Genomic DNA, 10,159 nt, shown 5'->3' on the forward strand with positions numbered 1-10,159 from the left:
GGCTCAGATAGCCAGCACGGTCTTGCCGCGCGCGCCCGCGGCGCCGAGCACGGCGGGCGCTTCCTCCAGCGGGACGGTCGCGTCGATGGGCACCACCACGTCGCCCGCCGCGACGCGCGCCAGCAGACGGTTCAGTTCCGGCGCCCGCCCCTTGGACTCGAAGTTCCCGCCGCGCAGGCCGCGATCACGCAGCGCGGCCTCGTCGGCCGAGAAGACGGTGGTGTAGACCGCGCCGCCCGCGCGCACGAGTTCGGTCAGCGGGGCGAGCGCCTCGGGCGGGCTGACCAGATCGAACAGCACGTCGATGCCGTCGGAGTCGGTGAAACGCACCGAATCGGCGACGGACGCGCGGGTGTAGTCCACCGTCTCCGCCGCGCCCAGCCTGGCCATCTGGTCGGCCGCGTCGCCGCGCGCCGTCGCGATGACGTGCGCTCCCGCGATATTGGCCAGCTGCACGAGAAACGACCCGACGCCGCCGGTGGCGCCGACGATCAACACCTTCTGGCCGGGCCGGATCTGGGCCGCGTCGACCAGGTCCTGTGCCGTGACGCCCGCGGTCGGCAGCGCCGCGGCGGCCATCGTGGTGACCGATTCCGGGATGGGCACCAACGTCGCGTCCTCGGGGAGCACCGAGTATTCGGCGAAGCTGCCGTGCCCGGCGGGCGGGACGAGGAACTTGCCGACCACCCGATCGCCGATCGCGAATTTCGTGACCTCGGGGCCGACCGCGGCGATGCTGCCCGCGCCGTCCACGCCGAGGATCGCCGGAAAGTCGTGCGGCATCCGGCCTTCCAGGATGCCCTTGGCCATCTTCAGGTCGAAGGGGTTGACGCCCGCGGCGTCGAGTTGCACCTTGACCGCTTGCGCGCCCGGCTCGGGTACCGGCATCTCGGCCAGCTCGACGGGTTCTCCGAACTTCCGTACCACGATCGCGCGCATCGGTTCCGCTCCTCGGTTCGGCTGAAGGGTGATGCATCAACTAACCGCTTTTGGTGCTCGTATGCATCCCTACACCACGGACGCCGTGATTCATCGCATTCGACGATGGCGCGGCGTAGCGTTGAGCCGCGCCATCGGCCGGGTGGCGGGCCGGAAAAATTTCAAACTTGAGCGGAACAGACTCAACCTCTCGTGCGTTGGACCGATTGAACAGCACGAGCCCTGCGCGTGTGATCGCACGTGGGGAGGGCACTCGATGCTGCGGAATCGACTCGAGGAAGGTGACTTGTGGACTCGTTCAATCCCACCACCAAGACCCAGGCGGCGCTGACCGCGGCGCTCCAGGCAGCGTCGGCCGCGGGCAACCCGGAGATTCGTCCGGCCCACTTGCTGGTGGCGTTGCTCGATCAGACCGACGGCATCGCCGCCCCACTGCTGAAGGCCGTCGGCGTCGACCCCGCGACGGTTCGGCGCGAGGCACAGGACATCGTCGACCGGCTGCCGAGGGCGACCGGCGCTACCACGACGCCGAACCTCGGGCGCGAGGCGCTCGGCGCCATCACCGCCGCCCAGCGGCTGGCCACCGAACTCGGTGACGAGTACGTCTCCACCGAGCACGTCGTCGTCGGCCTCGCCCAGGGCGATTCGGACGTCACCATGCTGCTCACCAAGCACGGCGCGACGGCCGACGCGCTGCGCGAGGCGTTCACCACCGTGCGCGGCAGCGCCCGGGTCACCAATCCCGACCCCGAGGGCAGCTACCAGGCGCTGGAGAAGTACTCCACCGACCTCACCGCGGCCGCGCGCTCCGGCAAGCTCGACCCGGTGATCGGGCGCGACACCGAGATCCGGCGCGTCGTGCAGGTGCTGAGCCGCCGCACCAAGAACAACCCGGTGCTGATCGGTGAGCCCGGCGTCGGCAAGACCGCCATCGTCGAAGGGCTCGCCCAGCGCATCGTGGCGGGTGACGTCCCGGAGTCACTGCGCGGAAAGTCCGTCGTGTCACTGGATCTCGGCGCGATGGTGGCGGGCGCGAAGTACCGCGGCGAATTCGAGGAGCGGCTCAAGGCCGTGCTCGAGGAGATCAAGAACAGCGCGGGACAGATCATCACCTTCATCGACGAGCTGCACACCATCGTCGGCGCGGGCGCGACCGGCGAATCGGCGATGGACGCGGGCAACATGATCAAGCCGATGCTGGCCCGCGGCGAACTGCGGCTGGTCGGCGCGACCACGCTGGAGGAGTACCGCAAGCACATCGAGAAGGACGCCGCGCTGGAGCGCCGCTTCCAGCAGGTGCTGGTCGGCGAGCCCTCGGTGGAGGACACCGTCGGCATCCTGCGCGGTATCAAGGAGCGCTACGAGGTGCACCACGGCGTGCGCATCACCGACTCCGCGCTGGTGGCCGCGGCCACTCTCTCCGACCGCTACATCACCTCGCGGTTCCTGCCGGACAAGGCGATCGACCTGGTCGACGAGTCGGCCTCGCGGCTGCGCATGGAGATCGACTCGCGCCCGGTGGAGATCGATGAGGTCGAGCGCGCGGTGCGCCGCCTGGAGATCGAAGAGGTGGCGCTGACCAAGGAGACCGACGAGGCCTCCAAGCAGCGCCTGGAGAAGCTGCGCCAGGAACTGGCCGACGACCGGGAGAAGCTCAACCAGCTGACCACCCGGTGGCAGAACGAGAAGAACGCCATCGATCAGGTCCGTTCGCTCAAGGAACAGCTGGAGAGCCTGCGCGGCGAATCGGAGCGCGCCGAGCGCGACGGCGATCTCGGCAAGGCGGCCGAGCTGCGCTACGGCCGGATCCCGACGCTGGAGAAGGAGCTGGCGAAGGCCGAGAAGGTCAACGGCGCCGCGCCCGACGGGGAGGTGATGCTCAAGGAGGAGGTCGGCCCCGACGACATCGCCGAGGTGGTGTCCGCGTGGACCGGCATCCCGGTGGGCAGGCTGATGGAGGGCGAGACCCAGAAACTGCTCCGCATGGAGGAAGAGCTCGGGCGTCGCGTCGTCGGCCAGAAGGAGGCCGTGCAGGCGGTCTCCGACGCGGTGCGCAGGGCGCGCGCCGGCGTCGCCGACCCGAACCGGCCGACCGGCTCGTTCATGTTCGTCGGCCCCACCGGCGTCGGCAAGACCGAGCTGGCAAAGGCGTTGGCGGACTTCCTCTTCGACGACGAACGCGCCATGGTGCGGATCGACATGAGCGAGTACAGCGAGAAGCACTCGGTGGCCCGTCTGGTCGGCGCTCCGCCCGGCTACGTCGGCTACGACCAGGGCGGCCAGCTCACCGAGGCGGTGCGGCGCAGGCCCTACACCGTGGTGCTGTTCGACGAGATCGAGAAGGCGCATCCGGATGTGTTCGACATCCTGCTCGCCGTGCTCGACGAGGGACGGCTCACCGACGGCCAGGGCCGCACGGTCGACTTCCGCAACACCATCCTCATCCTCACCTCGAACCTGGGTGCGGGCGGTGACAAGGACTTCGTCATGAACGCGGTGCGCTCGGCGTTCAAGCCCGAGTTCCTCAACCGGCTCGACGACGTGGTCATGTTCCACTCGCTCGACGAGGAGCAGCTGGAGCAGATCGTCGACATCCAGCTCGACCAGCTGCAGAAGCGGCTGTCGCAGCGCAGGCTGAAGCTGGACGTCAGCGATTCGGCCAGGTTCTGGCTCGCGGTCCGCGGCTACGACCCGGTCTACGGCGCCCGCCCACTGCGCAGGCTGATCCAGCAGTCCATCGGCGACACCCTCGCCAAGGAACTGCTCGCAGGGGAGGTCACCGACGGCGACACCGTGAAGGTCGGCGTCAGCGGCAACGGCGACGGTCTGATCGTCGGCAGGTGAGTGCGACCGGGCGCCCCGGCCCTGTGCGGCCGGGGCGTCCGCGTGTTCGGGGTGGCTCGCCGAATCGGCTCGGTCACCTGGACGCGACGGTCGGCGGGCATACTCTGGATGGCATGACGAACCCGAAGGATCCCTGGGGGCAGCGGCCGGAGGATGCGCCGACCGAGCACCTCGGTTCGCCGGGTGCGTCCGGCTACGACCCGTCCGGGGACACCACGAGGTATCCGTCGACCGAGCAGTTCGAGTGGGGTCCGCCGCCCGCGAACGCCACCAAGCAGCTCCCGCCGATGGAGCACCAGTGGGGCGCTTACGAAAACCCCTACGGCACGCAGTGGCAGGGCGCGCCGGACCAGCCCATGGGCGTCCCGCCCGCCGGTGTGCCGCCGGGCGGTCCACCGATGGATCAGCCGCCGCCCAAACGCAATACGGGTCTGTGGATCGCGCTCGCACTCGGTGTCGTCGCGCTCGTCGCGGTGGCCGGGGTGGTCGCCGGGCTGGTGCTCGGCGGCCGTGACTCGTCGACCACGACGGCGGGCGGCACGACGACCGCCCAGTTCCCGACCGGTCGCGCGTTCCCGACGGAGAACCCGTCTCCGCGCGACCCGTCACCGAGCGGTCTTCCGGGTCTGCCCGGAATCGACGAATTGGGCGCGACCATGGGCACCATCAGCGCCAACAACGGCGGCCAGCTCACCATCGACACCGTCTCCGGCAACACGGTGAAAGTCTCGACCGACGAACTCACCCAGGTGATCTCGCTCTCCGGCGCCAAGCCCGCCGACCTGCCCGTCGGCGACATGGTCGTGGTGCAGGGCGACAAGGGGCAGGACGGGTCGATTCGCGCCAGGATCATCATCAGCACCGCGCTGCCCGGCGGCGGAAGATGAGCGCGGCCTGCCGCGGTGTCGAGGCAAGAGCTCGAGACCGGCGGCCCGTCGCGGCACCAAAGGCGGCCCTCCACCGTCCGGGCCTATTAGGGTAGACCGCGATGACGGCTATGTGGTTCGGGTTGGCGGCGATCGCGCTGGTTGGTGCGATCGTGCTGCTGTATTTCGATCGGGTCCAGCGACAGCGGACCGGTCACGCGCGCCAGGTCTGGGCCAAGGCCCAGGGGTACACCTACGTGTCGGTGGAACCGGCACTCCCGTCGACGTGGCGGCGCGGCGCGCTGGCCAAACTCGGCTATCTGTCGGCGGTCGACGTGGTCTCCGGTATCCGCAAGGGCGAGAAGTTCGTTCTGTTCGACCTGGAGGACGCCGCGACGCTGGTCGCGGTGCGCCGCCAGATCGGTTCGGACATCGATGTCGACATGCGGCTCAAGACGGCGTCCCCGCCGAAGGACGCGGATCTGGAGCTGCTCGGCGCCATCGGCGACCGGGTCGTCTTCGCGACGAATCCGGAGATCGCCAGGCACGCGGTGGATCAGCGGATGGTCGCGTTCATCGAGACGCTGCCCGACACCGTGCAGATGCTCTGGAGTGAGGGCAACTGGACCCTCGGCATGCTGAATGTCGGTACGGCGGCGAAGGATTGGGAGTCCGCCATCGACGCGGTGCTGCGCCTGTCCGGTCTGCTGCACGTGCTGCCTCCGGTGAGCGACCCGCGCGGCGCGAACAAGGCCGAGCACGACCCGGGCCGTCCGCAGCCGCGCACCCGCGACCGCGCCGAGGAGGCGCGTTCGGAGCCGGTGCGCGGCGCCTCCCGCGTGCTGCCGCCCGGCGCGAGTGACGACGACCGCGACTTCGACTACGACGACCGCGACGACGACCCCCGCTACGACGAGGACAACGAACCGGACGAGCGGGAGGCCGCGGGCGAGCAGTCGCGCCGCCCCTCGCTGGCCGTCGTCCCCGACGCCAGGGCCAGGACGCGCGAGGACCGCTGGTCCGACGACGAGGCCGAAGACGACTGGCGTCCGGAATCGCGCCGCGGCGACGCCGACGACTGGGAGGAGGAGCCGCCCGCCTCCCGCGCCGACGCGCAAGACCGCCCCGGCGGTCCGTTCCACCCCGGATTCCGTCCGTATCAGGGCCCCGTGCCGCAGTGACCAGCTCGATTGGATCGACACCGCGATGACCGACAGTTCCGTTCCCGCGCGCCTGCCCGGCGCGACCCGTCCGGTGGCGCTGATCACCGGACCGACCTCCGGCATCGGCCACGGCTTCGCGCTGCGGCTCGCCTCGCTCGGCTACGACATGGTGCTCGTCGCCAGGGACGCGGAGCGGCTACGGGAACTCGCGGCCGAACTCGAGCGCAAATACGACACCCGCTCCGAGGTGCTCGTCGCCGATCTGGCGCAGGCCGCCGATCGGGAGAAGGTCGCCGCCCGCGCCGCCGAGGGCATCGAATTCCTGGTCAACAACGCGGGTTTCGCGCACTCCGGTGAGTTCTGGACGCTGCCCTACGAGCAGTTGCAGGCGCAGCTGGACGTCAACGTCACCTCCGTGCTCCAGCTCACCCACGCGGCGCTGCCGTCGATGATCGCCGCGGCGAAAGGTTCGATCGTCAACGTGGCCAGCGTCGCGGGTCTGGTGCCGGGTCGGGGATCGACCTACTCGGCCTCCAAGTCCTACGTCGTATCCTTCACGGAAGGGTTGGCGGGCGGTCTCGCCGGAACCGGTGTTCGGATCCAGGCGTTGTGCCCCGGATTCGTCCACACCGAATTCCATGAGCGAGCCGGTATCGAGATGTCCTCGCTGCCGAAACCGTTGTGGCTTTCCGTCGAGCAGGTCGTCGCCGGTTCGCTGAGTGATCTGGACAAGGACCGGGTGATCAGCGTGCCCGGAGCGCAGTACAAAGCGATCACCACGGTGGCCGGACTCATCCCGCGAACCCTGCAGGTCCGAATGAATCGGGGCCTGTTCAATTCACGCGGAAGGACTTAGACATGATCGACGAGGCGACAACCACTGATTCCGTGCTCGGCGCCGACCGCGAAGCCGCGACCGACCGGGAGAAGCTGGCCGCGCTGGTCCGCGAGCTCGCCGTCGTGCACGGCAAGGTGACGCTGTCCTCCGGCAAGGAGGCCGATTACTACGTCGACCTGCGGCGGGCGACGCTGCACCATCGCGCCGGACCGCTGATCGGCAAACTGCTACGCGAGCTCGTCGCGGACTGGGATTTCGATTCCGTCGGCGGCCTCACCATGGGAGCCGACCCGGTCGCGCTCGCGGTGCTGCACGCGCCCGGCCGCCCCATCGACGCGTTCGTCGTGCGCAAGGCCGCCAAGAGCCACGGCATGCAGCGCCAGATCGAGGGACCCGACATCGTCGGCAAGCGCGTGCTGGTCGTCGAGGACACCACGACCACGGGAAACTCCCCGCTCACCGCGGTGCGCGCGTTGCGCGAGGCGGGCGCGACCGTGGTCGGCGTCGCTACTGTCGTGGACCGGGAGACGGGCGCCGACCAGGTGATTGCCGCCGAGGGGCTGGAGTATCGCTCCATCCTCGGGCTGAAGGATCTTGCCCTGGGTTAGCCTGGACGACGGTTTGGTTTGTCCGACAGCTAGAGGACGTGTGAGTTACCTGTGGTGAGCATTGCAGTAAACAAGAGTCGCGAAAATGTTGCGATGCTCGGAATCGGTGCTTACCGACCGCAGCGCATCGTCAGCAATGACGAGGTGTGCGAGGTTCTCGATTCGACCGACCAGTGGATCTACGAGCGCACGGGCATTCGCAACCGGCGCTGGATCAGCGGTGACGAGACGCTGCGGTCGATCGCGGCGGCCGCGGGCGAACGCGCGCTTGTCAACACCGGCATCGACCGGTCCAAGATCGGCGCGCTCATCCTGTGCACGTCCAGCTGGCTGAAGCTCACCCCGCACGGCGCACCCACCGTCGCCTCCGACCTCGGCATCAACGGCATCCCGGCCTTCGACCTGACCTCCGGTTGCGGCGGCTTCGGCTACGGCCTCGGCGTCGCCGCCGACCTGATCCGCGCGGGGTCGGCCGACTACGTGCTGGTGATCGGCGCGGAGACGATGACCGTCGGACTGGACCCGACCGACCGCGGCACCGCCATGATCTTCGGTGACGGCGCGGGCGCGGTCGTGGTCGGCCCGAGCGAGGAGAACGGCATCTCCCCGACGGTGTGGGGCAGCGACGGCGAGAACGCCGAGGCGATCGCCCAGGACGTCGACTTCCTGGAGTTCATGAACAAGGCCCAGGCCTTGCAGGGCACCGACCCCGCGGTCGAGCCCGTCGGCCGGATGTCGCTGCGCATGGAAGGTCCGCGGGTGTTCCGCTGGGCCGCCGTCACCCTGCCGCGCGCGCTGTCCGACGCGCTGGAGGCCTCCGGCGTGGCCAAGGAGGACATCGAGGTGTTCATCCCGCACCAGGCCAACGCCCGCATCAACGACCTGATGAAGAAGAACCTCGGCCTCGCCGACGAGATCCCGATGGCCAACGACATCGAGAACACCGGCAACACCTCCGCCGCCTCCATCCCACTGGCCATGGAGGAAATGCTGGTCACCGGCAAGGCCAAGGGCGGCCAGCTCGCGCTGCTGCTCGGCTTCGGCGCGGGTCTCAGCTACGCGGGCCAGGTCGTGACGTTGCCGCCCGCCCCGACCGAGGCGAGCTTCTGACATGAGTGCCAACGGAGCCGGATCGTTCCCGGGCTCGGCGCGCCCGTTCCGCGCCGGGTTCCTCGTCGCGGCGGCCGTGACCGTCTACGGCGCGCTCACCGGACGCGACCGGCTCCAGTGGGTCGCCAAGCCGCTGATGATGCCGTTGCTCGCCGCCGACGTGGCGACCAGCGGCGTCGACATCGAGCCCACCGAGCGCACCATCCTGCTCGGCTCGCTCGGCGCCGCGACCGTCGGCGACATCCTCCTCATCGATCCCGACGACGACCGCCGCCTCATCGCGGGCGCGTCCTCCTTCGCGGTCATGCAGGCGGGTTACTCGACGCTGTGGTGGCGGCGCGGGGCTCGTCCCGCCGCCGCGGTCGCCCTGCCCCGGGTGGCTGCCTGGCTCGGCGCCGCCGGTCTGCTGCGCGCCAAGGCGCCCACCGTCGCGACCCCGCTCACCGCCTACGGCGTCACTCTCGGCACGGCCGCCGTCCTCGCCTCCGACCCTGGCCTCGCCCCCGGCGCGAAAAATATTGCGGGCCTGAACATCCCGGACGCCGACCCGCGCAGCCGCCTCGGCCTCGGCGCCCTCCTCTTCACCCTCTCCGACGGCCTCATCGTCCTACGCCGCCTCTTCGCCCGCACCCCCCGCTCCCGCCGCACCACCGAGGGCGTCATCCTCGCGACCTACGCCGCGGCCCAATACCTCCTCGCCGACCCCCACGCCCACACCCCCTCGAACCACTCGTAGACCGCACCGCGTTCCGACATTCGAGGGAACCGAATCGCTTCGCCCTGCGTCGATTAGCTGCGGAAGCGACTCCGGTGGTAGCCGAGGTCGTCGACCCGTGCGGCGCCGGATCGGCCATCTCGTGGAAGGGGCGCGGAACGGGTGGTTCGTCGTCCGCCGGAGCCGTCCGGCAACGATCTCGATCGGGTGGACGCGGAGCTGCCGAAAAGTTCTGGGGGCTCCAGCGCTGATCATGGAATCCACTGGGGGAGAGGGCTGATCGTGGGCGTTGGCACGCGCTACAGCACCAGGATGATGCGGTCCCGGTTCGTCGGATCGACGCGAATCGAAATCGTCTCGCCGAGGGCGATTTTCGGTTTGTCGGCGGGCATGACGTCGAAAACGACGGAGCCGTGGTAAGTCTCGGAACCCGGGACGGTCAGTTCGAGATCGAGTTCGGTGAGCTCGCTGTAGTGATCGGTGCGTTCGAGGGGGTGCACGCCTTCGATGGTGGCCCATCCCTCGAGACCGTGGCGCCAGAGGCGGCGGTCGGCGCGGGAGGGGCGGGCGGCGAGCAGCATGCCGATGCCGACGCACGAGCCGAAGAGGCCGACCAGGGCGACGACCTGGAACGGGACCGTACCGGGCGGCGTGCGGTGCACGAGCCAACCCAGCCAGAAGCACAGCACCACCAGGTACGCGGCGGTGACGCCGAGTATCGTCCGCAGAATCCGTGCGTGGTCCATGCGTACCGCCACCTCCGATCCGGCCCTGCGCGGCTGTGGACGGACTCCGTTCGGCGCGTGCCTCCGCCTTCGCTCCGGCGGCGCGCGGTGACTTCGTCCGGCTGGGTCGGTCGACCTACACCCCGACTGACCTCGCATTTCAAGCATAGGCGGCCACCGCCCAACGATTCGGTACGTTGCGCATAACGGATTGGATCGTGGTCGCCCACCGACGGCCTCTACGCTCCCCCGTGAGCCGTGAGCCGTGAGCCGTGAGCCGTGAGCCGTGAGCCGTGAGCCGTGAGCCGTGAGCCGTGAGCCGTGAGCCGTGAGCCGTGAGCCGTGAGCCGT

9 protein-coding genes are annotated in these 10,159 nt (G+C 69.6%); 7 read left to right on the top strand and 2 right to left on the bottom strand.

The genetic code is table 11. The features are described 5' to 3' along the window. Window positions 1–3: 3 nt before the first annotated feature. The gene (locus tag AB0H49_RS19060; RefSeq protein WP_354998598.1) at window positions 4–939 is read right to left on the bottom strand and encodes an NADP-dependent oxidoreductase; all 936 of its coding nucleotides are present in this window, start codon (window positions 937–939) and stop codon (window positions 4–6) included. Window positions 940–1,227: 288 nt separating this feature from the next. Here AB0H49_RS19060 and clpB point away from each other — a divergent pair, with 288 nt between their 5' ends. The 7 genes from clpB to AB0H49_RS19095 all read left to right on the top strand — a co-directional run bounded on the left by clpB (window position 1,228) and on the right by AB0H49_RS19095 (window position 9,104). Continuing rightward, the gene (gene clpB / locus AB0H49_RS19065) at window positions 1,228–3,783 is read left to right on the top strand and encodes an ATP-dependent chaperone ClpB (protein WP_354998599.1); all 2,556 of its coding nucleotides are present in this window, start codon (window positions 1,228–1,230) and stop codon (window positions 3,781–3,783) included. Window positions 3,784–3,896: 113 nt separating this feature from the next. Further along, a complete protein-coding gene (locus AB0H49_RS19070; RefSeq protein ID WP_357253079.1) occupies window positions 3,897–4,670 on the top strand; it encodes a DUF5666 domain-containing protein in 774 nt (257 codons plus the stop codon). 101 nt (window positions 4,671–4,771) lie between these two features. Continuing rightward, the gene (locus AB0H49_RS19075) at window positions 4,772–5,830 is read left to right on the top strand and encodes a hypothetical protein (RefSeq protein ID WP_357253082.1); all 1,059 of its coding nucleotides are present in this window, start codon (window positions 4,772–4,774) and stop codon (window positions 5,828–5,830) included. 25 nt (window positions 5,831–5,855) lie between these two features. Beyond that, window positions 5,856–6,668 (top strand): SDR family NAD(P)-dependent oxidoreductase, encoded by an 813-nt coding sequence (locus AB0H49_RS19080; protein ID WP_354998602.1) that lies wholly within the window; start codon window positions 5,856–5,858, stop codon window positions 6,666–6,668. A gap of 2 nt (window positions 6,669–6,670) precedes the next feature. Beyond that, window positions 6,671–7,258, top strand: coding sequence for an orotate phosphoribosyltransferase (gene pyrE / locus AB0H49_RS19085; RefSeq protein WP_354998603.1), 588 nt, complete (start codon window positions 6,671–6,673; stop codon window positions 7,256–7,258). A gap of 51 nt (window positions 7,259–7,309) precedes the next feature. Further along, window positions 7,310–8,368, top strand: a complete 1,059-nt coding sequence (locus tag AB0H49_RS19090; RefSeq protein WP_354998604.1) for a beta-ketoacyl-ACP synthase 3 — start codon at window positions 7,310–7,312, stop codon at window positions 8,366–8,368. Window position 8,369: 1 nt separating this feature from the next. Next, complete coding sequence (locus tag AB0H49_RS19095) at window positions 8,370–9,104, top strand: lysoplasmalogenase (RefSeq protein ID WP_357253087.1); 735 nt, start codon at window positions 8,370–8,372, stop codon at window positions 9,102–9,104. A 278-nt stretch (window positions 9,105–9,382) separates the two neighbouring features. On the opposite strand, the gene AB0H49_RS19100 is transcribed toward AB0H49_RS19095, so the two are convergent. After that, a complete protein-coding gene (locus tag AB0H49_RS19100) occupies window positions 9,383–9,829 on the bottom strand; it encodes a hypothetical protein (protein WP_354998607.1) in 447 nt (148 codons plus the stop codon). Window positions 9,830–10,159: the final 330 nt, after the last annotated feature.

Origin of the sequence: Nocardia sp. NPDC050713, assembly GCF_040654315.1 — a bacterium.
GTDB lineage: Bacteria > Actinomycetota > Actinomycetes > Mycobacteriales > Mycobacteriaceae > Nocardia.

Coding starts and splice junctions, on each gene's coding strand:
- AB0H49_RS19100 (WP_354998607.1), bottom strand. CDS start 9,829: ATGGACCACGCACGGATTCTGCGGACGATACTCGGCGTCACCGCCGCG.
- AB0H49_RS19060 (WP_354998598.1), bottom strand. CDS start 939: ATGCGCGCGATCGTGGTACGGAAGTTCGGAGAACCCGTCGAGCTGGCC.
- pyrE (WP_354998603.1), top strand. CDS start 6,671: ATGATCGACGAGGCGACAACCACTGATTCCGTGCTCGGCGCCGACCGC.
- AB0H49_RS19070 (WP_357253079.1), top strand. CDS start 3,897: ATGACGAACCCGAAGGATCCCTGGGGGCAGCGGCCGGAGGATGCGCCG.
- AB0H49_RS19095 (WP_357253087.1), top strand. CDS start 8,370: ATGAGTGCCAACGGAGCCGGATCGTTCCCGGGCTCGGCGCGCCCGTTC.
- AB0H49_RS19080 (WP_354998602.1), top strand. CDS start 5,856: ATGACCGACAGTTCCGTTCCCGCGCGCCTGCCCGGCGCGACCCGTCCG.
- AB0H49_RS19075 (WP_357253082.1), top strand. CDS start 4,772: ATGACGGCTATGTGGTTCGGGTTGGCGGCGATCGCGCTGGTTGGTGCG.